Annotated in this window: 24 protein-coding genes, 2 pseudogenes and 1 other annotated feature; of the genes and pseudogenes, 25 read left to right on the forward strand and 1 reads right to left on the reverse strand. The window is 42.3% G+C overall.

Features of this window, described 5'->3' with window-relative positions; genetic code table 11:
- Positions 1-118: 118 nt before the first annotated feature.
- The 9 genes and pseudogenes from A5883_RS03125 to cls all read left to right on the forward strand — a co-directional run bounded on the left by A5883_RS03125 (position 119) and on the right by cls (position 10,265).
- On the forward strand, positions 119-1,408 hold the full coding sequence (locus tag A5883_RS03125; RefSeq protein WP_010749778.1) for a carbohydrate ABC transporter permease: 1,290 nt from the start codon (positions 119-121) through the stop codon (positions 1,406-1,408).
- A 2-nt stretch (positions 1,409-1,410) separates the two neighbouring features.
- A complete protein-coding gene (locus tag A5883_RS03130) occupies positions 1,411-2,244 on the forward strand; it encodes a sugar ABC transporter permease (protein WP_016608756.1) in 834 nt (277 codons plus the stop codon).
- A gap of 10 nt (positions 2,245-2,254) precedes the next feature.
- Positions 2,255-3,070: a DUF1189 family protein gene (locus tag A5883_RS03135; protein ID WP_074933465.1), complete on the forward strand. Its 816-nt coding sequence runs from the start codon at positions 2,255-2,257 to the stop codon at positions 3,068-3,070.
- Positions 3,071-3,318: 248 nt separating this feature from the next.
- Positions 3,319-5,703, forward strand: a pseudogene (gene secA, locus A5883_RS03140) (preprotein translocase subunit SecA); the annotation flags it as partial.
- Between the two features lie 45 nt (positions 5,704-5,748).
- A pseudogene (locus tag A5883_RS19785) lies at positions 5,749-5,823 on the forward strand (SEC-C metal-binding domain-containing protein); the annotation flags it as partial.
- A gap of 88 nt (positions 5,824-5,911) precedes the next feature.
- A protein-coding gene (gene prfB / locus A5883_RS03145; RefSeq protein WP_100214389.1) for a peptide chain release factor 2 occupies positions 5,912-7,019 on the forward strand; the annotation gives its coding sequence in 2 pieces (ribosomal slippage) (positions 5,912-5,983 and positions 5,985-7,019; 1,107 coding nt in all).
- 112 nt (positions 7,020-7,131) lie between these two features.
- The gene (ftsE, locus tag A5883_RS03150) at positions 7,132-7,818 is read left to right on the forward strand and encodes a cell division ATP-binding protein FtsE (protein ID WP_005228783.1); all 687 of its coding nucleotides are present in this window, start codon (positions 7,132-7,134) and stop codon (positions 7,816-7,818) included.
- The gene (gene ftsX, locus A5883_RS03155) at positions 7,811-8,695 is read left to right on the forward strand and encodes a permease-like cell division protein FtsX (RefSeq protein ID WP_010749773.1); all 885 of its coding nucleotides are present in this window, start codon (positions 7,811-7,813) and stop codon (positions 8,693-8,695) included. Before ftsE ends, ftsX begins: the two co-directional genes overlap by 8 nt.
- Positions 8,696-8,819: 124 nt before the next feature.
- Positions 8,820-10,265, forward strand: coding sequence for a cardiolipin synthase (gene cls / locus A5883_RS03165; RefSeq protein WP_005228785.1), 1,446 nt, complete (start codon positions 8,820-8,822; stop codon positions 10,263-10,265).
- Between the two features lie 64 nt (positions 10,266-10,329).
- Here the strand turns inward: cls and A5883_RS03170 are convergent, their stop codons facing one another.
- Positions 10,330-10,449: a DUF4044 domain-containing protein gene (locus A5883_RS03170; RefSeq protein WP_005237290.1), complete on the reverse strand. Its 120-nt coding sequence runs from the start codon at positions 10,447-10,449 to the stop codon at positions 10,330-10,332.
- A 332-nt stretch (positions 10,450-10,781) separates the two neighbouring features.
- Here A5883_RS03170 and A5883_RS03175 point away from each other — a divergent pair, with 332 nt between their 5' ends.
- From A5883_RS03175 to A5883_RS03250, 16 genes are all read left to right on the forward strand, one after another.
- Positions 10,782-11,150: a DUF3397 domain-containing protein gene (locus tag A5883_RS03175; RefSeq protein WP_005228786.1), complete on the forward strand. Its 369-nt coding sequence runs from the start codon at positions 10,782-10,784 to the stop codon at positions 11,148-11,150.
- A 198-nt stretch (positions 11,151-11,348) separates the two neighbouring features.
- Complete coding sequence (gene mraZ / locus A5883_RS03180; RefSeq protein WP_005228792.1) at positions 11,349-11,780, forward strand: division/cell wall cluster transcriptional repressor MraZ; 432 nt, start codon at positions 11,349-11,351, stop codon at positions 11,778-11,780.
- Between the two features lie 25 nt (positions 11,781-11,805).
- A complete protein-coding gene (gene rsmH, locus A5883_RS03185; protein ID WP_005228794.1) occupies positions 11,806-12,765 on the forward strand; it encodes a 16S rRNA (cytosine(1402)-N(4))-methyltransferase RsmH in 960 nt (319 codons plus the stop codon).
- Between the two features lie 5 nt (positions 12,766-12,770).
- Entirely contained in the window at positions 12,771-13,190 is a 420-nt protein-coding gene (gene ftsL / locus A5883_RS03190; protein ID WP_005228796.1) for a cell division protein FtsL, read from the forward strand.
- Positions 13,191-15,386, forward strand: coding sequence for a penicillin-binding transpeptidase domain-containing protein (locus A5883_RS03195; RefSeq protein ID WP_074933471.1), 2,196 nt, complete (start codon positions 13,191-13,193; stop codon positions 15,384-15,386).
- A gap of 19 nt (positions 15,387-15,405) precedes the next feature.
- Positions 15,406-16,368 carry a phospho-N-acetylmuramoyl-pentapeptide-transferase gene (mraY, locus tag A5883_RS03200; RefSeq protein WP_010749769.1) on the forward strand — a complete coding sequence of 321 codons (963 nt, stop codon included), beginning with the start codon at positions 15,406-15,408 and terminating at the stop codon, positions 16,366-16,368.
- Positions 16,369-16,380: 12 nt separating this feature from the next.
- The gene (murD, locus tag A5883_RS03205; RefSeq protein ID WP_086337987.1) at positions 16,381-17,739 is read left to right on the forward strand and encodes a UDP-N-acetylmuramoyl-L-alanine--D-glutamate ligase; all 1,359 of its coding nucleotides are present in this window, start codon (positions 16,381-16,383) and stop codon (positions 17,737-17,739) included.
- A 15-nt stretch (positions 17,740-17,754) separates the two neighbouring features.
- Positions 17,755-18,849, forward strand: coding sequence for an undecaprenyldiphospho-muramoylpentapeptide beta-N-acetylglucosaminyltransferase (gene murG, locus A5883_RS03210; RefSeq protein ID WP_010749767.1), 1,095 nt, complete (start codon positions 17,755-17,757; stop codon positions 18,847-18,849).
- A gap of 86 nt (positions 18,850-18,935) precedes the next feature.
- Positions 18,936-19,919: a cell division protein FtsQ/DivIB gene (locus A5883_RS03215; protein WP_086337988.1), complete on the forward strand. Its 984-nt coding sequence runs from the start codon at positions 18,936-18,938 to the stop codon at positions 19,917-19,919.
- Between the two features lie 153 nt (positions 19,920-20,072).
- A complete protein-coding gene (gene ftsA / locus A5883_RS03220) occupies positions 20,073-21,395 on the forward strand; it encodes a cell division protein FtsA (protein ID WP_005228814.1) in 1,323 nt (440 codons plus the stop codon).
- A gap of 31 nt (positions 21,396-21,426) precedes the next feature.
- A complete protein-coding gene (ftsZ, locus tag A5883_RS03225; RefSeq protein WP_005228816.1) occupies positions 21,427-22,671 on the forward strand; it encodes a cell division protein FtsZ in 1,245 nt (414 codons plus the stop codon).
- 12 nt (positions 22,672-22,683) lie between these two features.
- Positions 22,684-23,355 (forward strand): YggS family pyridoxal phosphate-dependent enzyme, encoded by a 672-nt coding sequence (locus A5883_RS03230; protein ID WP_074536072.1) that lies wholly within the window; start codon positions 22,684-22,686, stop codon positions 23,353-23,355.
- A 16-nt stretch (positions 23,356-23,371) separates the two neighbouring features.
- Positions 23,372-24,025, forward strand: a complete 654-nt coding sequence (locus A5883_RS03235; protein ID WP_010749764.1) for a cell division protein SepF — start codon at positions 23,372-23,374, stop codon at positions 24,023-24,025.
- A 26-nt stretch (positions 24,026-24,051) separates the two neighbouring features.
- Positions 24,052-24,315: a YggT family protein gene (locus A5883_RS03240; protein ID WP_005228822.1), complete on the forward strand. Its 264-nt coding sequence runs from the start codon at positions 24,052-24,054 to the stop codon at positions 24,313-24,315.
- A gap of 18 nt (positions 24,316-24,333) precedes the next feature.
- Positions 24,334-25,116, forward strand: a complete 783-nt coding sequence (locus tag A5883_RS03245; protein WP_010749763.1) for a YlmH family RNA-binding protein — start codon at positions 24,334-24,336, stop codon at positions 25,114-25,116.
- Between the two features lie 20 nt (positions 25,117-25,136).
- Entirely contained in the window at positions 25,137-25,892 is a 756-nt protein-coding gene (locus A5883_RS03250; protein ID WP_005228824.1) for a DivIVA domain-containing protein, read from the forward strand.
- Positions 25,888-26,117 (forward strand) — a binding site (T-box leader). It overlaps the preceding gene by 5 nt.
- Positions 26,118-26,221: the final 104 nt, after the last annotated feature.

Raw genomic sequence — 26,221 nt, forward strand, 5'->3', positions numbered from 1 at the left:
TAGAGGATGTTTGTCAAAAGGATTCCTTGCAACGTAGCACGCAAGAAATTGCTTGACGAGATTGTTTTCTATCGATCGTCGGCCGCTTGGCAGACTTTCGATTTTAAGGAGGATACATATGAGGACGAATTCACAAGCCATGCAGACAGCGCTTCTTTCAATCATCCCTGGTGGGGGACAATTCAAAAATGGTCAGAAATTCAAAGCGGGTCTCTTTTTTGCAGCCTTTCTGATTTTTCTGGTCGAAATGCTTTTGTTTGGTGGACAAGCACTTTATAACTTTGTCACACTCGGATCAGTACCGATGGAAGACAACTCTTTGTTCTTGTTGATTGAAGGAACACTGCAGGTCATCGTTACCGTTATTTTCATTATCTTTTGGGTTTTAAATATCAAAGATGCCTATCAGGTTCGGCAAAGCATTGAAAAAGGCTTCCCGGTAGCTGTTACGAGAAAAGAATTTTTCAAAAAATTATACGAAGATGGGTTCGCGTACTTACTGACGATCCCTGCCTACTTGGTAATGATCGTAGCAATTATTTTTCCAGTAATGGTGACGCTCTTTATGGCATTTACCAACTATGATTTTCGACACATTCCGCCAGCAAACTTAATCGACTGGATCGGTTTTTCGAATTTCACGAATATCTTCACCTTAAGTTCTTACCGCGACACCTTTGTAAAAGTATTCAGTTGGACGGTGATTTGGACCGTTTTAGCAACCACCTTGCAAATTACACTCGGCATACTGACAGCAGTTGTTGCCAACCAAAAATTTGTGAAGTTTCGTCGCGTCTTTGGGGTGATTTTCTTGCTTCCTTGGGCGGTGCCAGCGTTTATCACAATCATGAGTTTTTCAAATATGTTTAATGATACCGCAGGAGCGATCAATACGCAGGTGATCCCGCTATTGAACAATCTGCCTTTTGTGGATATTGGGAACATTGCTTGGAAGACTGATCCGTTTTGGACGAAAACGGCGATTATTTTGATTCAGGGTTGGTTAGGGTTTCCTTACATCTATGTAATGGTTTCGGGGATTTTACAATCCATTTCCGAAGATTTGTATGAAGCAGCAAAAATGGATGGAGCCAATGCGTTGCAGCGTTTTCGGAACATTACGCTGCCGGCAATCTTTTTGGTGGCAGCACCAACCTTCGTTACGCAATATACAGGGAACTTTAATAACTTCTCCATGATCTATCTCTTTAACGAAGGTGGTCCAGGGAGTTTAGGTGGAAATGCCGGTTCGACAGATATTTTGATTTCATGGATCTACAAACTGACGACCGGCGGCTCACCACAATATTCGATTGCTTCTGCATTGACCTTGATCATTTCCTTTGTGGTGATCTCCATTTCATTACTGGTGTTTAAAAAGACGAATGCATTTAATATGGAGGATTGAGGATGAAAAAGAAGAAGTTTTCTTTCAGCAAATTATTTACCTACTTGTTTATGATCGCGTTATCGATCATTATCATCTATCCCTTGTTGATTACCGCAACCTCAGCCTTCAAGGCAGGGAACATGATCGCTTTTCGCTTAGATTTTGATGCGGATTGGACATTGAACAACTTTCGACGTTTATTCAATGAAACCCCGTATTTGACATGGTATAAAAACACCTTGATCGTGGCCGTTTCGACGATGATCATTCAAGTAATGATCGTAACATTAGCAGGGTATACTTACAGTCGTTACCGTTTTGCTGGTCGTAAAAGTAGTCTGATGGTGTTCTTGATCGTTCAAATGGTACCGACAATGTCGGCGTTGACCGCTTTTTATGTCATGGGCTTATTAGCAAACGGTCTAGATAGCTTCTGGTTCTTGACACTGATTTATATCGGTGGTGGGATTCCGATGAATACTTGGCTGATGAAGGGGTACTTTGATACGGTACCCATCGACTTGGATGAATCAGCAAAACTTGATGGTGCAGGGCATTTTCGCATCTTTTGGCAAATCGTTTTGCCCCTCGTAAAACCAATGGTTGCCGTCCAAGCATTGTGGGCCTTTATGGGACCATTCGGCGAATTCTTGCTGGCGCGATTCTTGCTTCGCTCACAAGAGCGTTTGACCGTCGCAGTCGGGCTACAAACCTTTATCAATGATGCCCGTAACCAACGGGTCGCACTCTTTGCGGCTGGGGCGATTTTGATCGCCGTACCGATCGCTGCACTGTTTTTCTTCTTACAAAAATACTTTGTTTCAGGTTTGACCTCTGGCGGAACAAAAGGATAGGAATGATAGGATGTCTGAACAACGATTTCCCTTAACGTACTTTGGGGCCATTTTTTCTCCAACAAAAGTCTATGCATGGCGTAAAAAATTAAATCGCTGGCAGCAAGTGTTCGTCTATGTTTTCTTGATGTCCTTGCTGATGATCCCGTTGACCTTAATGATCAGCAAGCAAACGGATCAAGCCTTTGCGGCATTTTTTCCCCATGCAAAAACACTCGTGACGGCAGAAACGGCAGCAAAATACAGTGAGCTGCAGCTGGAAGATGGCAAACTTTTAGCGGATGAGTCACAAGTCTTTTCCCAAACAGAAGCGGGGATCATAGGCGTTGCGCTTTCAGAAGCGGCTCTTGAAAAAGCGAAATACGCCATCAATTTTCGGGAAACAGACTGGACCATCAAAGAAGAAATCGATGGACAAACTTATCACTATGAAATGCGTTACACGGCGGAAATGGCACCTGATCAAGTAGATGATGCGGCTTCGTTTCAAAAAGCAATCGAAGACGGCTTCTATCGCAACAACGAGACAGCAATTTTCTTCAGTCAGACGATCACAGTGGCATTTTTATTGGTGGCAATGAATAGTATTCTAGTCATAGGCGCAGCGTTTTTCCTCTGGTTGACGAAAAAATCACGACTATCGACAATCGGCAGCTTCAAAGAAAGTACGAACGTGATTTTAAATGCACTGGGGGCAGGCTCTCTCGTTGCGATGTTGGCAGGATTTATTGGCGCTGATATCGTCTTGATGATCGGGATTCAGTCTTTAGGCATGCTACTGATGCTCTTCTTAGCTTTCTTAAAAACCCGTTTTAAAACGGCATAATTTGCAAACCTTCGCAACAAGACGTTTGGGCGTGTGCTGGACTTTCAGCGCCGATCAATGGCTTGTTGCGTGTTTTTTTTCCCGCGTTTCTTTAAAATCTGTGAAAAAAGGTTAAGAATCCGTTTATCACGCAAGATTGATGCGATAGTTCTATCGAAAAATATTTCATTTATGGTGAACTAGTGCTAAAATAGTTAGGAGAGTTTCCAGCTAGGATAATGCAGAAGTAAAAGGAGAATTATTAAGGTATGGCCAATTTTTTTAGAAAATTAATCGAAAACGACAAAAAAGAATTAAAACGTCTTGACCATATTGCGAATCAAGTTGAATCACATGCGGATGAAATGGCCGCTTTATCTGATGAACAATTACGCGGGAAAACCGATGAATTTCGTCGTCGTTTCCAAGAGGGAGAGACTTTGGATAAATTATTGCCTGAAGCCTTTGCAGTAGTACGTGAAGCTGCAAAACGCGTTTTGGGCCTTTATCCTTACCACGTCCAATTAATGGGTGGGATCGTCTTGCATGATGGGAATATCCCAGAGATGCGTACGGGTGAAGGGAAAACCTTGACGGCGACATTACCTGTTTATTTGAATGCTTTGAGCGGTCAAGGTGTCCACGTCGTAACTGTCAATGAATACTTGGCAACTCGTGACTCGACTGAGATGGGGGAGCTGTACAACTTTTTAGGGTTGACGGTCGGCTTGAACATTAACTCAAAATCAGCAGAAGAAAAACGTGCGGCATATGCTTGTGACATCACTTATAGTACAAACAATGAATTAGGGTTTGACTATTTGCGGGACAACATGGTGGTTTACCGTCATCAAATGGTACAGCGTCCATTAAACTATGCCATCGTCGATGAGGTCGATTCGATCTTGATCGATGAAGCGAGAACACCGTTGATCATTTCAGGACAAGCAGAAAAATCAACTGCGCTATACAATCGGGTCGACAATTTTGTCAAACGCTTGACGGAAGAAGAAGACTACAAAATCGATATCCAATCAAAAACGATCGGTTTGACAGAACGTGGGATCGAAAAAGCGGAAGAGACCTTCGGCTTAGAAAACTTGTATGATATTGAAAACACGGCATTGACCCATCACTTGGATCAAGCACTACGAGCGAATTACATTATGATTCGCGATATCGATTATGTCGTGCAAGATGGAAAAGTAATGATCGTTGACCAATTTACAGGTCGGATCATGGATGGTCGCCGATATTCTGATGGGCTCCATCAAGCGATCGAAGCGAAAGAAAGTGTCGAAATCGAAGATGAAACCAAAACGATGGCGACGATCACATTCCAGAACTACTTTCGGATGTACAAAAAACTGTCTGGGATGACTGGTACAGCGAAAACGGAAGAAGAAGAGTTTCGAGAAATCTATAACATGCAAGTCATTCAGATTCCTACAAACAAACCAATCTTACGGGATGATCGTGCGGACTTGCTTTATCCAACGCTTACGAGCAAATTCCAAGCAGTCGTTCAAGACATCAAAGAGCGCCACCGCAAAGGACAACCCGTGCTTGTAGGGACGGTCGCTGTTGAGACTTCTGAATTACTGTCATCAATGCTTGATCGTGAGAAAGTTCCTCATGAAGTATTGAATGCTAAGAATCACTTTAAAGAAGCAGAAATCATTTTGAATGCTGGACAAAAAGGCGCTGTAACGATCGCGACCAATATGGCTGGTCGGGGAACGGATATCAAGTTAGGTCTTGGTGTTGCAGAACTAGGCGGCTTGGCAGTTATCGGTACTGAGCGTCATGAATCACGACGGATCGATAATCAGTTGCGGGGACGTGCGGGACGTCAAGGAGATCCAGGAATGTCGCAATTTTACTTATCGCTAGAAGATGATTTAATGAAGCGTTTTGGTTCTGAACGAATCAAAGTGTTCTTGGATCGGATGAAGATTGATGAAGGCGACGCCGTGATCCAAAGCAAGATGCTTTCAAAACAAGTAGAATCTGCCCAACGACGAGTGGAAGGCAATAACTACGACACTCGGAAAAATGTCTTGCAATACGATGACGTGATGCGAGAACAGCGGGAAGTTATTTACGGACAACGTCAAGAAGTGATCATGGAAGAAACGGATCTTTCACCGCAATTAATGAATATGGTGAAACGTTCCATCAGCCGAGTCGTCGACAGTCATACGCAATTAGAAGAAAGCAATTGGAACTACGAAGGAATCGTTGATTTTGCGGCGAATGCACTTGTTCATGAAGATACTATCAGTATCGAGGACATCAAGGGCAAATCAGCTCAAGAGATCAAAGACTACCTAAACCAACGGGCAGAAGAAGTCTTTGAACAAAAGAAAGCACAACTTAATAGTCCAGAACAATTACTGGAATTTGAAAAAGTCGTCATCTTACGAGTTGTCGATACGAAGTGGACCGACCACATTGATGCTATGGATCAGCTGCGTCAATCGGTTGGGTTACGGGCTTATGGACAAAACAATCCATTAGTTGAGTACCAAACAGAAGGATTCAATATGTTTGAGAACATGGTTGGAGCGATCGAATATGAAGTAACTCGTCTCTTTATGAAGGCAGAGATTCGTCAAAACGTTCAACGGGAACAAGTTGCTCAAGGGGAAGCACAAGGGGTAGAAGAAGCACCTGCTGCCCAAGCACCAAGTTTCAAAAACGTTGGTCGTAACGATCCTTGTCCATGCGGCAGCGGGAAAAAATTCAAGAATTGCCACGGGAAAAATATGTAACACGTTTTGAAAAAGTTGAGAGTAGGCTGGCAGACGTTTTTGTCCAGTCTACTTTCGTTTGTAAGAAAAAAAGAAAGAAGGAATTTTAATGGAAATCGCAGATATTCGGAATCAATTGACCCAGATGAATGAAAAAATAATCAGTTTTAGGGGGTCTCTTTGACTTAGATCAGTTAGAAGAGGACATTGCGGAAGCGGAACACCAAATGGCAGATCCCACCTTTTGGGATGACTCAGAAAAAGCTCAACAAGTCATTAACGCAAACAATGCCAACAAAGAGACCTACGATCAGTTCAATCAGTTAGCAGAAGAATTGGAAGAGCTGGAAGTGATGTTGGAAATGATTCAAGAAGAAGCAGACCCAGAAATGGAAGCAGAACTTGAAGCACGGATCACGAAGCTAAACGAGAAAATGGCGTCTTATGAATTGTCGATGCTGTTAGATGAACCCTATGATCGAAATAACGCCATCATCGAGCTTCATCCTGGTGCAGGCGGTACCGAATCACAAGACTGGGGCAGCATGCTGTTACGGATGTATACTCGTTTTTGCGAACAACACGGGTATCAAGTAGAGACCCTCGACTATCAAGCTGGTGATGAAGCGGGGATCAAAAGTGTCACTTTACTTGTAAAAGGCCACAACGCCTATGGGTATTTGAAATCGGAAAAAGGCGTTCATCGTTTAGTTCGGATCTCACCTTTTGATTCAGCCAAGAGACGGCACACGTCATTTTGCTCGGTGGATGTGATGCCAGAATTAGATGGGGCGATCGATGTGGAAATCAACTCAGATGATTTGAAAATCGATACGTACCGCGCAAGTGGTGCGGGTGGACAGCACATCAACAAAACCGAATCTGCTGTGCGGATCACCCATATTCCGACAGGAACGGTCGTTGCTAGCCAAGCCCAGCGCTCACAATTGAAAAACCGTGAGCAAGCGATGGGGATGTTGAAAGCCAAGCTGTATCAATTAGAAGTGGAAAAGAAAGAGCAAGAGGCAGCAGCTTTGCGAGGCGAGCAGTTAGAAATTGGTTGGGGCTCGCAAATCCGTTCTTATGTCTTCCATCCCTATTCGATGGTCAAAGATCACCGAACGAATTTCGAAACTGGGAATGTACAGGCAGTCATGGATGGCGATTTGGATGGCTTTATCGATGCGTATTTGAAGCTGAAACTGAATCAAAAATAACCCTGTGTGACTTAAACAGATTGAAACATAATTGTAATCTGTTGCAAGCAAGGTGAAATATATTCATGCTATAATAAGCCAGAATGAAAATTTGAGATGGAGAGATAGCTGTATGATAGAAATGAAAGATATAATGAAAAAGTACTCTAATGGTACGACTGCTATCCGTAACCTTTCGATTTCAATTGATCAAGGAGAGTTTGTTTATGTCGTGGGCCCATCGGGTGCCGGTAAATCAACCTTTATCAAATTGATGTATCGGGAAGAAAAAGCAACTAAAGGCGTTTTGAATGTCGCAGGATATGATTTGGTCGGCATGAAAAACCGCGAGATCCCATTGATGCGTCGGGAAATCGGCGTGGTCTTTCAGGATTATAAACTTTTACCACGGAAAACGGTCTTTGAAAATGTTGCTTATGCAATGCAAGTTATCGGCCGCAAACCTCGTGATATCAAAAAACGGGTGATGGAAGTGTTAGACTTGGTCGGCCTGAAACATAAGGTGCGGGTATTTCCAAGTGAGCTTTCCGGTGGGGAACAACAGCGGGTGTCGATCGCTCGTGCCATCGTAAATACGCCGAAAGTATTGATTGCGGATGAACCAACGGGGAATCTAGATCCTGAAAACTCATGGGAAATCATGAAGCTGCTTGATCGGATCAATGCCCAAGGAACAACGGTCGTTATGGCGACCCATAATAGTACGATCGTAAATACGATTCGTCATCGCGTGATCGCGATTGAAAATGGCCGCATTATTCGCGACCAAGCGGAAGGAGAATATGGTTACGATGATTAGAACATTTTTCCGTCATCTCCTGGAGAGTATCAAAAGTTTAAAGCGTAACGGCTGGATGACTATTGCGTCATTGAGTGCGGTAACGATCACACTGACATTAGTCGGTATTTTTCTAGGTGTAATCTTAAATGCAACAAAACTAGCCGAAGACATTCGCGAGAATGTGGACGTTTCGGTTTTCGTTGATATTGGTACGGAACAAGAAGACATGGATGCTTTGGAACAGTCCTTAAATGATCTGCCGAACGTTTCAGAAGTGAAATTTTCTAGCCGAGACGAAGAATTGCAGAAGATCCAAGATGCAATGGGGGATTCATGGAACTTGTTCGAAGGCGACAGCAATCCGCTGTATAACGTGTTTGTCGTCAGTGCAACAGATCCAGAGTATACGACAGAGATCGCTGAGCAAGCTGGCGAATTGCCAAATGTTTTCAAAGCCGATTATGGCGGAGATTCTTCTGACCGAATCTTTGAATTGTCTGCTGCTGTGCGGACTTGGGGCTTAGCTGCTGCTGTCTTATTGATTTTTGTGGCAATGTTCCTGATCTCTAATACGATTCGGATCACGATTTTGTCTCGTCAAAGAGAAATTCAGATCATGCGTCTGGTGGGGGCGAAAAACGGCTACATTCGTTGGCCATTCTTCCTTGAAGGCGGCTGGATCGGACTCTTAGGTTCGATCGTTCCGATTGCATTAATGTACTTCGGCTACCACCAAGTTTATGCAATGGTCAATCCATCCTTACTGCGTTCAAATTACAGTTTAATTGCACCAAATATGTTTCTATTACAAGTTTGCGGTGTGATGGCACTGATTGGGATCGTGATCGGTTCACTTGGTTCCGTGTTATCAATGCGCCGTTTCTTAAAATTCTAAACCGATGTTTTCTTAAAGTCGATCGTCAAGATCGGCTTTTTTTGTTTCATCACAGTGTTTCTTTACTTTAGGTACTATTTTTTGATATGCTTTAGTAGCGGGAAATCGGGGAAGAGGTGGAGAAATGGTTGTAATGGATAATTTGGTAACCATTTTATTTATAGTCAATATTTTGTTATCAATCATTATCATTTTCAGAGAAAGGCGGCAGACTGCTCAAACGTGGGCCTGGCTTTTGGTCTTGATGTTCATTCCAATCGTTGGCTTTGTGCTTTACTTTTTCTTTGGTAGAGGGATCTCTAAGGAAAAGATCTTTGATATGCGCTCACAGGCAAAGGTGGGGCTGAATGTTGAATTAGAAGAACAAAAACAAGCCCTCGCTCGTCAGCTGTTTCCGCATCCGCCGACCGCGCAGGTAGAAGTGCAGCAGCTGGTCTACCTGTTGACAGTCTTTGGGCAATCCCTGTATACGACAGCGAATAGTATGACGCTTTATACCGACGGACGGCAGAAATTTGATGCCTTGATCGCGGATATCGAACAGGCAAAAAATCACATTCATATGGAATATTACATTTATCGCAGTGATACATTGGGAAATGAAGTCAAAGAGGCACTGGTGCGCGCGGCGAAGCGAGGCGTAAAAGTAAGAGTCTTATTAGATGCTTGGGGCAGCACCCAAGTATCATTGAAGTTTTTTGATGAGTTGCGTCTACATGGCGGTCAAATTGCCTTCTTCTTTCCTTTATTCGTTCCTTATGTCAATCCGCGAATCAATTATCGAAATCATCGGAAAATCGTGGTGATCGATGGAGAAATTGGCTATACAGGCGGTTTTAATGTGGGAGATGAATATCTAGGGCAAGTGGAAAAATTCGGTTATTGGCGAGACAATCACTTGCGAATTGCCGGTTCAGCTGTCTATTCGCTGCAAAATCGGTTTTTGATGGATTGGAATTCACAACATGCGTTGGAGATCAAATATGATCCTTCCTTGTTTCCTGAAATCAAACAAGTCGGGACAGTTGCAGCCCAAGTCATCACGAGTGGTCCTGATACGGAACATGAAGAAATCAAAATGACCTATCTGAAAATGATCAACTTAGCCAAAAAGGAAATCTTAATCCAAACACCTTATTATATTCCGGATGAAGCCATTCACAATGCCTTGAAGTTGGCACTGCTTTCTGGGGTGAAAGTCCATATACAAATCCCGAACAAACCGGATCATCCCTTGGTATATTGGGCGACCTATTCCTTTGCGGCTGAGCTGCTGCATTTTGGGGCAGTCATCGAAACTTATGAGAAAGGGTTTATGCATGCAAAAACGATGATCATTGACAGTGGGCTCGTTTCGATTGGTTCAGCAAATATCGATGTTCGTTCGTTTCGTTTAGACTTTGAGGTCAATACGATCATCTATGATGCACAACTCGCAACGCAAACGAAGGAAGCGTTTCTGGCGGATTCGATCGATTCTAAGCACTTAACGATCGAAGCGTATCAGCAAAGAAAGCTGACGATCAAAATCAAAGAAGGGTTGGCACGCCTTGTGTCACCCTTGCTGTAAAAAAAGTGCCCTTTTCCAAAAGATGGAAGCCATCATTTTGGAAAAGGGCACTTTTTTAATAGGATTAACCCATAATACTTGTGTATGCTGCTAAGAAAATCGAGCCAACAGTGAGAATAAGCATGGTCCAGATCACGACTTGCGTGATTTTTGCAAAGGTACTTTTTGGTTTTTTCTCGTTCATTCTAATCCACCTTTTAGAGTTATTCTAGTGACAGTTTACCCTCAAATACACAAGAACTCAAGTTGAACCAAGGAGAAATTAAGAAATTTTCAATTTCAGGACAAAAAAAATCACTAGAATGGCAAGATAGACTTGTTGAAGATACGCCCTTCTGTTTTAATAGGTAAAGAAATGCATTCTTCAAGACTTTCAAAAGTCAGCTGATGAACAAAGAGGCTCCTTAAAAAATTTCAAGGCTGTCTTATTCCAGCTCAGATTTTTAAAAGAACTGAAACACGGATGTAAAGAAAATAAAGTATAGTGACACTAGTTGTTAGAAAGGATTTTGCTGTATGTCTGGATTTAATCCAATCGTTTTGTTTTGGTATATCTTTCCTGTGCTCGTCTATTTCGCCTGTCGGTTTATTGTTTCTGCGTTGTCCTTGAATGATCGTTACCATGTGAAGGCACCAGATTTAGCGGTACCGTTTTTGATGGTCGGGATTCATCAATTATCAAAGTATACTTTTGATCAAGCGATCACATTGTACTATTTGATCTCCATTTTTTTATTAGGGATTCTGCTGGCAGTTTTTCAGGCATATTACTATGAGGAGATCCAATATGGTCGCTATTTAAAGATGTATTGGCGTAGTATTTTTCTATTTACGATCATTTTTCATGTCGTTTTGATCATTCTAAATATTGTTAGTTACTTATAGTGTTTTGACTCTTGATAAACGCCCATTTTTTCACTTAAAGTTTTTTTAAAAACTTTAAGTAGTCGGTTTTCCTCTTTTTCCTCATTTGGTAAAGAAAAGTCAAACAACTTCCCTTTCAAATTTCATATAATTTGTGGTAGAAAGTGGGGGATTGTGGTAGACTGTGAATATCAGGTGGAGATCGGGGGTTATTTATCGATGTTTATGGGTGAATTTCAACATTCGATAGATGCAAAAGGCCGACTAATCGTCCCTTCAAAACTACGAGAAAAACTCGGAGAAAAATTTGTTGTGACACGTGGATTAGATGGCTGTTTATTTGGCTACCCCTTATCTGAATGGGAAAAACTTGAAGAAAAACTAAACGAAATGCCTTTAGCGAAAAAGGACGCTCGGACATTTGTCCGCTTCTTTTATTCTGCTGCAACAGAGTGCGAAATCGATAAACAAGGACGAATCAATATCCCAGTTACATTGAGAAATCATGCAGACCTTACCAAAAGCTGTGTGATCATCGGCGTTTCAAACCGAATCGAGATTTGGGATGAAACGCGCTGGCAAGCATTCTCTGAAGAAGCAGAAGAAAACTTTGATGAAATTGCTGAAACAATGATTGATTTTGGCTTATAGGCTTGATAGGAAGAGGAAAAAACACATGGCAGATTTTCAACACTACACCGTTATGCTACAGGAGACCGTTGATGGGTTAAAGATTCGTCCAGAAGGCGTCTATGTCGATTGTACATTAGGTGGAGCCGGTCATAGTGAATATTTATTGTCGCAACTGTCTGAAGAGGGACATCTCTTTGCTTTTGATCAAGACCAAACTGCTATCGATCATGCGAAAGAACGTTTAGCACCATATGTTGCTAAAGGAATGGTTACGTTCATTAAAAGTAATTTCCGCTATTTAAAGGAAGCATTGCATCAACACGGTGTGAGCCGAGTCGATGGGATTTTGTACGATTTAGGTGTTTCCTCACCCCAATTAGATGAAGCCGAACGCGGCTTTAGCTACCACCAAGATGCACCGCTGGATATGCGGATGGATCAAACTGCAGCATTGACTGCCTATGAAGTAGTCAATCAATTCGACTACCACCAATTAGTCAAAATCTTCTTCCGTTATGGAGAAGAAAAATTCTCGAAACAAATCGCTCGTGAAATCGAGCGGGTGCGACAAGATCATCCAATCGAAACAACGGGTGAGTTGGTCGATATCATCAAAACAGCCATTCCTGCGCCAGCAAGAAGAAAAGGCGGACACCCTGCAAAACGGGTTTTCCAAGCCATTCGCATTGCAGTCAATGATGAGCTAGGTGTGATTGAAGAATCACTTGAACAAGCGATTCATCTTTTAGCAGTCAACGGACGTGTGAGTGTCATCACGTTTCACTCTTTAGAAGATCGCATCGTGAAATCGATGTTCAAGGAATACAGCACACCGAAGGATATGCCGCCAGGTTTGCCGATGATACCAGAAGAATTCCAACCAACACTTAAACTTATAACAAGAAAACCACTACTTCCAACTGAGGAAGAAGTAGCTGAAAATAATCGTTCTCGTAGTGCGAAACTGCGAATCGCGGAAAAAATCAAGGAAAGCGAAGGGTAACAACTATGGCAGAACTAAAAGTTCATGACTATGAATTCAGAGAACCACTTGAATCACAACCTATGGAACACTCTGAACCGACAACTGAAAAACTGCCTACTGATCCCCAGCGTCCTGAGGTCATCCGCGTACCAGCATCTCCGGCTCGTCGGTTAAAAAGCATTTCTACTCTGGAAAAACTGATCGCTGCCTTTGTGATCATCTCTGTATTGACGTTGGCGATCTTGACCATCAATATTCGAACCAATATCAGTCAAGTCGAACACGATATTTCTTTGATCCAATCGGATATCAATGAAAAAACAACACAAGCAGAACAGTTGGAACAAGAGAAAAATGAACTTTCTAAAACCGAGCGCATCCAAAAGATTGCTGAGGATAATGGATTGTCGATCGATGACGGCAATTTAAGGAAAGTGGACTAAATGAAGTTAACAGATAAATTCAAGCAATACTTAAAAAAGAACAATCAAACTACAACGAACAATCGCAAAAAAGTAGGTATTATTCTCTTTGCTACGAGTATTGGATTGTTCTTTTTGTTTGTCACGCGTTTGAGCTACATCGTCATTGTCGGAGATGTCGCTGGGACTTCCTTAGCTGAAAAAACGAAAAATCTTTATGAAGGCAGTGAAGTCATCAAAGCGAAACGTGGAACGATCTATGACCGCAATGGGATTCCAATTGCTGAAGATGTGACTTCCTATTCAATTTACGCTGTTTTGAACCAAAATTACAAAGATGGCAAAAAGAATCTTTTTGCAGAAAAAGCAAACTTCAATAAATTGGGCAAAATCTTGTCGGATGTATTGTCTATCGACCAAGAAACAGCAGTCAATACATTAGAAGAAGGGCTTGAACAACAATTATGGCGTGTTTCTTTTGGAAGCAAAGGAAACAATATTACATTAGAACAAAAGAATGCGATTGAAGATGCAATGGAAAAAGAAGGGATTGCTGGCTTTCATTTTGACAGCCATCCAGCTCGACTTTATCCGAATGGTGTCTTTTCTTCTCACTTTATCGGGTATGCTGTTGCCAATGATGACGATACTGGTCTAGTTGGGAAAACCGGGCTAGAAGCTGCGTACAATGACGTGCTTTCTGGGACTGATGGCGAGATCGTTTATCAAAAAGACAACAATCAAAATCCGTTGCCAGGAACCGTAGCCGAAACTGTTGCAGCGGTGGATGGAAAAGATGTCTATACGACCATTGATAGTCGAATCCAAAGCTACTTGGAAACGCTGATGGACAGTGTCTTTAAAGAAAATAAACCAGAAAACTTAACAGCGAACTTAATGGATGCAAAAACGGGTGAGATCGTGGCGATGGCGCAACGACCAACCTATAATCCAGAAAATTTGGATTCCATCAATGATTGGCAAAACCTATTAGTTGAGGACAACTACGAGCCAGGATCAACCATGAAGATCTTGACGACGGCAGCAGCGATCGATCAAGGGATCTTTAATGAAAACGAAACTTTTACCCCAAGCCCTGATGGAATGAAACTTTATGATGCAACCATCAACGACTGGGACTTCGGTCAAAAAGGAACACTGACGATGCGCCAAGCACTTTCATGGTCGAGTAATATTGGAATGGTGACCTTGGAACAGCGAATGGCAGATCGTTGGCAACAATACTTAAAAGAATTTGGTTTTGGTCGCAGTACCTATTCAGGATTGCCTAACGAAAATACTGGGATCACACCAGAGGATAACCCTGTCAGCCAAGCGATGACGTCATTTGGTCAAGCGATTGGTGTGACGAATTTCCAAATGATGCAGGCCTTTACGTCGGTGGCAAATAACGGAACGATGTTGAAACCACAATTTATTAGTAAAATCGTTGATGGCAATACAGGAGAAGAAACGGTCACACAACCAGAAGAAGTTGGCCATCCCATCACAGAAGAAGCGGCAACAAAAGTACGGGAATATATGCGTGATGTTGTCGAAAGTGAAAATTACGGAAGTGCTTATGGTGTCTATGAACTACCGGGCTACAATATTTCCGCAAAAACGGGGACAGCCCAAGTAGCCGATCCAACGACCGGTAAGTATTTGTCTGGTGGTACCAATTATCTGTATTCTGTTGTTTTGATGTTTCCTTCAGAAGAACCTGAATATATTTTGTATTTGACGATCAAATTACCAGAGAAGCACGAAAGCACCGTGTTGGGTGAAATTGCCAATCCATTGATGAAACGAGTCATGGATCTAAAAAATTCTGCATTAGAAGATAGTTCAACCTCTGGTAGTGAAACGACTGTAGGGGATTATCGTAATCTTGATACAGAATCAGCGGCAACTGACGTTCAAAAAGCTGGGTTGACCCCTGTTGTCATCGGTGATGGCGAGAAGGTCATCGCACAGTCCGTTGACAGCGGCACTTCGATCATGCCTGGCGGACGGGTACTGCTGATTACGGATAGCGACAAGTATTACATGCCTGATACGACCTCCTGGTCCAAAGCAGATTTGATCAAATTTGGCAGTCTGTTGAATGTGGACGTCAGTTTTGAAGGGGACGGCTATTGTACCAAACAGAGCGTGGAGCCTTATACTGAGTTATCGGGACAATCGATCAAGTTTACACTAAGCGAAAACGAATAGAATAATAGGAGAGAACGATATGGAATGGACAGAGATGATATTACCTTTGGCAAGCGGCTTTGCGATCGTAACAGCCGCAATGCCTTTGTTTATCGGCTATTTTCAAATGAAGAAATACGGACAGGAAATACGTGGTGACGGCCCTAAATGGCATAACGTAAAGGCTGGTACACCAACGATGGGTGGGTTTGTATTTTTGATTTCTGCAATGATCACTGCAATTTGGGTAGGGGCATGGCAAAATCAACTGACTGCTTCATTGTTCATTCTTTTGTTCATTACCTTGGTTTATGGTGCATTAGGATTTCTTGACGATTTCATCAAGATTTTCCGCAAAAGAAATATGGGCTTAAACTCGCTGCAAAAATTGATTGGACAAATTTTAGGCGGACTCGTCTTTTACTTTGTTTTTCGAGCGGAAGGCAATGCAGACGTGTTAAATTTCTTTGGGATCGATGTGCCACTGTCGATCTTTTACGGAGTGTTCGTCATCTTTTGGCTGGTCGGTTTTTCAAATGCAGTCAACTTGACCGACGGTATCGATGGTCTGGTCGCAGGACTGGGCACGATTTCTTTTTCAACTTACGCACTGATTGCTTGGCGGCAAGATCAAATTGATGTATTGATCGTTTGTCTAGCAATCATTGGCGGATTGATCGGCTTCTTTCCGTACAATCGCAAACCGGCTAAAATTTTTATGGGGGATGTCGGCTCGCTGGCTTTAGGCGGTCTGCTGGCAGCAATTTCGATTCTTTTACACCAAGAATGGACCCTCTTGCTTGTCGGACTGGTCTATGTTTGTGAAACAGCAAGCGTGATGCTGCAAGTTGCCTCATTCAAATTAACGGGCAAACGAATCTTCAAGATGTCACCCATCCACCATCATTTTGAAATGAGCGGATGGTCTGAGTGGAAGATCGACACTGTTTTTTGGTGTATTGCGTTAGGTTGCTCGTTGCTCACAATAGCCCTTGTATGGTAGGAGATGAAGAAAATGAAAAAAATTAAAACATATCAAAATAAAAAAGTTCTTGTGCTAGGATTAGCGCGTAGTGGATTCAGTGCGGCCAAATTGTTACATGATTTGGGCGCACTTGTGACCGTTAATGACGGCAAGCCATTTGCTGAAAATCCCGAAGCACAAGATCTTTTGGCGTTAGGGGTCAAAGTGATCACTGGCAGCCACCCAATCGAATTATTGGATGAAGGCTTTTCGTTAGTTGTGAAAAATCCCGGAATCCCTTATTCACAGCCCCTTGTTCAAAAAGCTTTAGAGAAAAAAATTCCTGTAATCACGGAAGTGGAGCTAGCGTATCAAATCTCTGAGGCTCCGATTATCGGCATTACTGGTACGAACGGAAAAACCACCACAACGACCATGATCGCCAATGTCTTAAACGCAGGGATGCAAAAAGGGCAGGCACTGCTTTCTGGGAACATTGGGTTTCCTGCAAGTTCCGTTGCTCAAACGGCCAAAGCGGAAGACCGATTAGTCATGGAATTGTCTAGCTTCCAATTGATGGGGATCGATACTTTGCGACCAAAAATTGCCGTGATCACCAATATTTATGAAGCCCATATCGATTACCATGGCAGTCGTCCAGAGTATGTCCTAGCAAAGTGGCGGTTGCAACAGCGAATGACTGCAGATGATTATTTGGTGATCAACTGGAACCAGCCAGAACTAGAAGCACTGTCGGCAAAATCAAAAGCGCAAATCATTCCTTTTTCCACCAAGGAAAAAGTAGCAGGCGCGTACATGCTTGACGGTATCCTCTATTATAAAGAAGAAGTGATTATGGCAGCTGATGAACTTGGCGTGCCAGGAGATCATAATATTGAAAATGCATTAGCAGCGATTGCTGTCGGTAAACTTTGCGATATGCCAAACGAAGCCATTAAGCAAGCGTTACAAACCTTTACAGGCGTGCCCCATCGGACTCAGTATGTCACCACCATCAATCAGGTGAAATTTTTCAATGACTCCAAAGCAACAAACATTCTAGCCACAGAAATGGCATTAGGCGGCTTTGACAATGAGAAACTGATTTTATTGGCAGGTGGTCTGGATCGGGGGAACAGCTTTGATGACTTAGTTCCCGCACTAAAAGGGCTAAAAGCCATCGTGTTGTTTGGTGAAACAAAGGAAAAATTAGCCGTTGCTGCTCAAGCAGCAGGGGTAAAAACAATTGAAATGACAGACAATGTTGAAACAGCCGTCCCATTAGCCTTTTCTTTAAGTGCTGCTGGAGATACTATTTTATTGTCACCTGCGAATGCAAGTTGGGATCAATACCCTAATTTTGAAGTTCGCGGCGACAAATTTATGGCGGCAGTAGCAGAACTTAAATAGAAATGAGTGACGGATATGAAAATACTTGTGACTGGCGGCGGTACTGGCGGACATATTTATCCAGCGTTGTCTTTTGTCGATTATGTAAAAGAGATTGACCCGACAGCCGAATTTTTATACATTGGTGCAACAAGGGGCTTGGAAAATAAAATCGTCCCTCCAACAGGTATTCCTTTTAAAACATTAGAAATCCAAGGCTTTAAGCGTAAGTTGTCCTTCGATAATGTAAAAACGATCCAACTTTTCATGAAAAGTTATTACGCAGCCAAAAAAATCATCAAGGAGTTTCAACCGGATGTGGTGATCGGCACCGGCGGCTACGTTTCTGGCGCGGTGGTCTTTGCTGCAGCGAAGTTGAAAATTCCTACAATTATTCATGAACAAAATAGTGTTCCCGGGATCACGAATAAATTTCTAACCAAATATGTGGACAAAATCGCCATTGCCTTTCACGATGCGTCCCAGTACTTTCCAGCGAAGAAAACGGTGCTGGTGGGGAATCCCAGAGGTCAAGAAGTACGCAACAGTCAAAAGTCAGCGATCTTGTCTTCCTACGATTTAAATCCGGCGAAAAAGACGGTCTTGGTTTTTGGTGGGAGTCAAGGAGCACTGAAAATCAATCAAGCGATCATTGATGCGCTGCCGCTGTTTGCTCAAAAAGAGTATCAGCTTCTCTATGCGTCAGGTGAACGGTATTACAAAGAGATCGAAGAAAAAATCGGCATGTCAAAAGATGCCTTTCCTAATATCAGTATTCGCCCTTACATTGATCAGATGGCGGAAGTGATGGCAAATAGTGATTTGTTGATTGGACGAGCAGGAGCCACATCGATCGCAGAATTCACTGCATTAGGGATTCCAGCGATTTTGATTCCTAGTCCTTATGTGACCAATGACCACCAAACGAAGAACGCCCAAAGTTTAGCCAATGCAGGAGCAGTCAAAATGATTGCCGATCATGAACTAAACAGTCAAAACCTCGTGGAAGCAGTAGACAGTATCATGCAAGATGAAGCCCTTCGTAGTAAGATGGCAAAAGCCTCAAAAGAACAAGGGATCAGCGATGCCTCAGAACGATTATTTCGACTTGTGCAAGAGGTAATCAAATAGTACAATGTGTGGGATAGAAAGGAGCGATTATCATTAGTAAAGACAAAACACCTCATGATGATCAAACCCCCTCGTCAACGGAAGAGTTGACCCCTTGGCAAAAAGAAAATCTAAAGTATTTGCAAGAAAAAGGCAATCAGCCAGCTTGGTCTTCTCCTGCTCCTGAAGAAACAGAAGATACGTCCAAAGACCATGAAGACGAGCAAGAAGAAGCGTTTTTTGAAGCAGATGAAGCAATGGAAGAGTTAGTTGATGAGAAGGAAGCATTGCCAGAGCCAGAAAATAAGGCCCGCTCCTTTGCTGATCGGCTGCCTAACCTAAAGGCGTACCGCAACCAAGTGTTGATTCGCCGTTTAGCCTTGATTATTGGATTGTTGATGATTCCTCTATTGATTGTTTTGTATTTCGTTTCGCCCCTTAGTCGTTTGGCGAATGTGGTCGTCAAAGGCAATCATGAAGTATCCGCAGAAGCAATTCTCGAAAATTCGGACCTAACCGTCAATGAAGAGATGTGGCCGCAATTTTTCGAACGTAATCAAAGCGTGTCTGCCATCAAAAAAGAATTGCCACGTATAAAAAATGCCTCAATTTCTCTATCTGGTATCAATCGCTTCGATATCACTGTCACTGAATTTCAAGAAGTTGCTTTACTAGCCCAAGATGGTGGCTATGCGCCGGTTTTAGAAAATGGCGTTGTGTTAGATGAAATCAGTGAGCAGCCAGTGGAAGGATTGCCGGTTTTAGAAAATTTTTCGGCTGAAGATAAAATCAAAGCAACACTTAGTGCCTATCAAGAATTAAGTTCAGAAATTCGCGATGGCGTTTCTCAAATCAAATACACCCCCCGTGACAGCAATGATGAGCTGCTGACTCTCTTTATGAATGATGGCAATCAAGTGATCGTCAACATTTCGAATATGGTGAGTCAAATGCAGTATTATCCGCAAATTGCCAAAGATTTGACCGAGGACAGTATTGTGGATATGGAAGTTGGAATCTTTACTTACCCAATTTCAAATACACAAGAAGACGATGCAGACGAAAATCAAACAGCTGATAGTGATTCTTAGGAAAAATTCAAGAGTTTTTTTCATTAACTTGTTTCTAAAAAGCGCCATTATATGGTAGAATTGGTAACAGTGAACAAATTATTCGAATGAACTCTAAAAACGGACTGTGATGGTTCGCTATATATCCAATTTAAGTAGGAGGGAACCCCATCCATGGCAAAAACGGGAATGTATGTTGGCCTTGATATCGGTACGACATCTGTAAAAGTTGTAGTAGCCGAATACGTTGACAGCCAAATGAATATCATTGGTGTAGGTAATGCAAAATCAGAAGGAATCAACCGTGGGATCATTGTAGATATCGATAAAACGGTACAAGCCATTCAAAGAGCAGTAAGACAAGCAGAAGAAAAAGCAGGAATTCAAATTCGCAGTGTAAGTGTTGGTGTACCAGCCAATCTTCTTGAAGTGGAAAATTGTCAAGGAATGATCGCTGTCAATAGTGAATCAAAAGAGATCACCGACGAAGACGTGCGTAATGTTGCCTCCGCAGCACTCGTTCGTTCTACCCCTCCTGAAAGACAGATCATTGCTATTTTACCGCAGGAATTTACCGTTGATGGTTTTGAAGGAATCAAAGATCCTCGTGGCATGATCGGGGTTCGCCTAGAAATGTTTGGTGTTGTGTATACAGGACCAAAAACCATCATTCACAACATTCGCAAATGTGTTGAAAAATCTGGTCTGATTGTTAATGAAGTAGTCATTACGCCATTAGCACTAACGGAATCGATTTTATCAGACGGTGAAAAAGATTTTGGTACGATCGTCATCGACATTGGTGGCGGCCAAACAACCACAGCAGCGATGCACGACAAGCAATTGAAATTCACCCATGTGAACCAAGAGGGCGGCGAATTTGTCACAAAAGACATTTCGACGGTTTTAAATACCTCTTTCAACAATGCAGAAGCATTGAAGATCAATTATGGGGATGCGTATCCTGAACGCACTTCAGCCAGCGAAGAATTTCCGGTTGATGTGATCGGAAAATCAGAACCAGTGAAAATCGATGAACGCTATTTATCAGAAATCATTGAAGCCCGTATGGAACAAATCTTCACCAAATCAAAAGAAGTCCTAGACGAAATCGATGGACTTGATTTACCGGGTGGCGTGATCTTGACTGGTGGCGCTGCAAGTCTTCCTGGTGTCGTAGATCTTGCTCAAGAAGTATTCGAAACAAACGTCAAGCTTTACGTTCCTAATCATATGGGACTTAGAAATCCTGTTTTCACGAATGTGATCAGTATCGTTGACTATTCGGCAAACTTAAGCGAAGTGTACCAGCTTGCCAAAAGTGCGATCACTGGTGAAAAAACAGTGGCGCAACAGCCCGTTGCTATTCAACAACAAGAAGTGCATTACGAACAATATGAAGCGCCAGAAGAAACTTATGAAGAAGCAGAAGAAGAGAAAAAAGGTGAGTCGATCACAAACCGAGTAAAAGATTTCTTCTCAAATATCTTTGAATAATCTAAAACGATTCTCAGGAGGAAGATAAATTATGGAATTTTCAATTGATAATAACATCAATGACGGCGCTGTGATCAAAGTCATCGGAGTCGGTGGCGGTGGCGGCAACGCAGTCAATCGTATGATCGAAGAAAATGTCAAGGGCGTAGAATTTATTGCAGCCAACACTGACGTTCAAGCGTTAAAAAACTCAAAAGCAGAAACAGTCATTCAATTAGGCCCTAAATATACCCGCGGACTTGGTGCTGGCTCTCAACCAGAAGTTGGTCAAAAAGCAGCGGAAGAAAGTGAAGATTCTATTCGCGAATCATTAGAAGGCGCAGACATGATTTTCATTACCGCTGGTATGGGTGGCGGAACCGGAACAGGTGCTGCACCGATCGTAGCAAAAATCGCTAAAGAAATCGGCGCGTTGACAGTCGGTGTCGTTACTCGTCCGTTTACTTTTGAAGGACCAAAACGTGGCCGTTTTGCGGCTGAAGGCATCGCTAAATTAAAAGAGAATGTCGATACCTTATTGATCATCTCAAACAACCGTTTATTAGAAGTTGTTGACAAGAAAACGCCAATGCTTGAAGCATTCCGTGAAGCAGACAATGTCTTGCGTCAAGGGGTTCAAGGGATCTCAGACTTGATCACTGCACCTGGTTATGTCAACTTAGACTTCGCTGATGTGAAAACAGTAATGGAAAATCAAGGCACAGCCTTGATGGGAATCGGTGTTGCTAGCGGGGAAGAACGTGTGATCGAAGCAACGAAAAAAGCGATCTCTTCACCATTACTAGAAACGTCGATCGATGGCGCAGAACAAGTGCTATTGAACATCACTGGCGGATTGGATATGACTTTATTTGAAGCACAAGATGCTTCTGATATCGTCGCTCATGCGGCAACAGGCGACGTAAACATTATCTTAGGTACATCAATCAATGAAGACTTAGGCGATGAGATCCGTGTGACAGTCATTGCAACCGGCATTGACCCTTCAAAAAAAGAACGGGGTTCTCGCTCTAGCAGACAAAGCCAAGGTCAAATTCATTCTATCCCTCAAAAACCAACATTAGATATGGATCAAGCACGCCCAGCGCAAGCAGAAGAAAGCAATGGCTTTGGTGATTGGGATATCCGCAAAGAACAAAATGTACGACCTAAAGTAGAAGAAAACACATTTGAAAATGTAGAAAAGAAAGAATTCGATACCTTCAGCCGTGATGAAGTACGTTCGAATGATGACGACGAATTAAGCACACCACCATTTTTCCGTCGTAAACGCTAGGGGGCAGAGCACATGATTTCTGAGAACTTGCACAAGATTCAGCAAGAGATACAGGATTCTTGTGCTCTTGTTTCTAGAAATGCCAATGATGTCTGTTTGACAGCTGTGACAAAATCCGTCGATACAGAAACAACAAGAGTCCTTTTAGAAAATGGTGTGCGGGATTGTGCAGAAAATCGAGTAGAAAAACTACTTGAAAAGAAGGCAGCACTAAAGGATTATCCAGATGTCCGTTGGCATTTTATTGGCAATTTGCAACGCAGAAAGGTAAAATCAATTATAAATGAGATTGATTTTTTCCATGCGTTAGATTCAATCAAACTGGCACAAGAAATTCAAAAACGAGCAGAGCATCCGATCAACTGCTTTGTGGAAGTGAATGTTTCGCAGGAAGCAACGAAACAAGGGATTTTTGTTGAAGAGGTAATGGCTTTTATTGAAGCACTTGCTTCGTTCGACAAAATTCGTGTTGTTGGATTGATGACGATGGCCCCGCTCACTGCTTCCAAAGACGAGCAGCATCAGATTTTTAAAGAATTAAAAAGGATTCAACAACAGATCGCTGACCTGCATCTTACACATGCCCCTTGCTTAGAAACGAGTATGGGAATGAGTAATGATTTTCCCATTGCGATTCAAGAAGGTGCAACATTTATTCGTGTAGGAACAGCATTATTTCAATAAAAAAGGAGGTTGACCGATGTCGCTCAAAGAGAAACTGACCAATTTTTTTGGATTGACTGACGAAGAAGATTACTACGAAGAAACATTTGCCACGGAAGAACCGGCACGCACAGCGTCTAAACAAGCTGTGAACCAAGGAGGAGCTTTTACAGCCCCCAGAGCAACCACGAATACGTATGCATCTGGCCAAGCGGCAACACGTACAACAAGTCAACCACAAAATCAAGCCTATCAATACAGACAGCAACCACAAGCAGCTGTCTATCAACAAGCCTCAGCTGCGGCTGAACGGGTAAGACCGGTGACGAAGACAGAAGAAAAAGTCGTTCCGATGGCACAACAAAGAAGCAATACGAGAGTCAAAGAAACAAAAGCAAAAGAAACACCCGCACAAGCAGCTGGTAAAATAACGATCGTAGAGCCACGCGTCTATTCCGAAGCGATGGGGATTGCCAAGCAGGTCATCAATGGGGATGCTGTACTTGTTAATTTTCATTTAATTGAAGAGTACCAAGCTCGTCGAATAGTTGATTTTTTAACAGGAACAGTGTACGCTGAAGATGGTGATATCAAGCGTGTTGGCGATGAAATTTTTCTTTGCACGCCTAAGGGTATGGAAATTGAAGGCACTGCCCAAACATTAGCAGATACCAATTTTTTTGATATCTAAAGTGAGGAGGAACGCCAATTTTATTTTTGAGATTCGTTAAATTACTAAGTGATGCTGTTTATCTGTATACCATTTTATTAGTGATCTATGCACTTTTGTCTTGGTTTCCAGGAGGGTATCAATCCGCTTTTGGCCGTTTCTTAGCAAAAGTGTGTGAACCGTATTTGAGTTTATTTGATCGATTGAAATTAAGTTTTGCTGGTATTGATTTTACGATTGCGTTTGCAATTATCGTCTTACAGCTAGCATCACAAGCATTGATATTGATCTTACAATCAATTTTATTTTAACGTAAGGGGTGGTTATCGGTGAACGCAAATGTCTATCAACATTTTCGAAACGATGAACGCCCTTTTATTGATTCCGCTCAAGGATGGATCGAACAAGTGCAAATGCAGTATGCGCCTTACTTAACTGATTTTTTAGATCCGAGACAAGCGTATATTTTAGAAAGCTTGATTCGTCAATCAACGGATTTAAGCTTCCGCTTTTTTGGTGGTTACGAAGCTGCTGAAAGACGACGTTGTTTGATTTATCCCGATTATTATGAGCCCACCACCGATGAGTTTGACATGACTTTGTTTACGATTCAATACCCGAAAAAATTTACGGTGTTGAGTCATGGAAAAGTTTTAGGCACGTTAATGGGGACTGGAGTCAAGAGGGAATACTTTGGAGACATTCTTTCCGATGGTGAAATATGGCAAGTATTCGTTGCCGCTGAAGTCAGTCATTTTATCCAACTCCAAGTGGATAAAATCGGAAACGTCTCGGTGCGCTTGGAAGAAACAAAATACACCGAGTTGATCGTTCCTAAAGATGGCTGGACCGAGGAAAGAGAAACGGTTAGTTCATTGCGTCTTGATACAGTGATCTCTGCCGTATACAACATCTCACGTCAGCGTTCGAAACAGTTGATCGAATCAGGAAAAGTAAAAGTAAACTGGACAGAAGCACTACGACCAGATTTTGTTCTGGATTTACTGGATATCGTTTCAGTAAGAGGATTTGGTCGGATTCAAATACAGGGGTTAGAAGGAACCACGAAAAAAGAAAAAGTTAGATTGTTATTAGGTGTATTACGTAAATAAATCAAAGAGGTGTATAGAATATGGCATTAACTCCATTAGACATTCAAAATAAAAACTTTTCAGTAAAAATGAGAGGATACAACCAAGACGAAGTCGATGACTTTTTGGATATGATCGTCCGCGATTATGAAGAAGCGGTTCAACGCAATCGCGAGTTAGAGAAATCATTGAAACACGCCGAAGAAAAACTAGAGTATTTCAATGAACTGAAAGACGCTTTGAACCAATCCATCATCGTGGCTCAAGATACCGCGGATAAAGTAAAAACAAGCGCAAGCAAAGAATCAGAAGTGATCGTTACGTCTGCCCAAAACCGTGCGGATGAAATGGTTGCTACTGCAGAAAAACATGCCCATGCCTTGATGACCTCAGCGGAAGAAAAAGCCAAAGAGATTTTAACGGATGCAACAGACAATGCCCGTCAATTGGCAACAGAAACAAATGACTTGAAGAAGAAAACCAGAGTCTTCCACAACAACTTATTGGTTATGTTACAAACCCAATTAGAACAAGTGAAGAGCCCCGAGTGGGAAGAGATTTTGGCGCCATTTTCAAGCTACGTGCAAGATTCCCATCAAGTAATCAGAGAAGTTTTATCAAAAGAACTTGACAGTGAAAATGGTTCTGGAGTAAACTCAGAAGCAGTGGACACATTTGATGTGGACGTTGTTGAATCAGATGAAAAAATCGTTGATGTAAGCGAAAGCCCTGAAGTGAAAACATTAGATGATGCGAGAAACTTATTAGACGAATTGAACAAAACAGATAACAACTAAGACACAGAACAGAAAAATTTCTTATATTTTTCAAGCGAGTTTGGGAGAGTGGAAGCCAAATAAAACCCTGTAAGAAATCAGATCATCTGTGAGTTGCGTTCTTTAAAGAGCCGATTATCCAAAGACTCAAGTAGAGAACGACGCCTGATCCCGTTACCGATCATCAAAGAATTGTCTAACGACAATTAAAATTTGGGTGGTACCACGAACACGTTCGTCCCTTGCCAGGGACGGACGTGTTTTTTGCTGTGAATCACTGCGACTGGTCCGCAATGCGGAACAGAGCAGATGATGAACAGTACTAGGCGACCGTAGGGAGCGTAGTAACC

It is taken from the genome of Enterococcus sp. 5B3_DIV0040, from assembly GCF_002140755.1.
GTDB lineage: Bacteria > Bacillota > Bacilli > Lactobacillales > Enterococcaceae > Enterococcus_D > Enterococcus_D casseliflavus.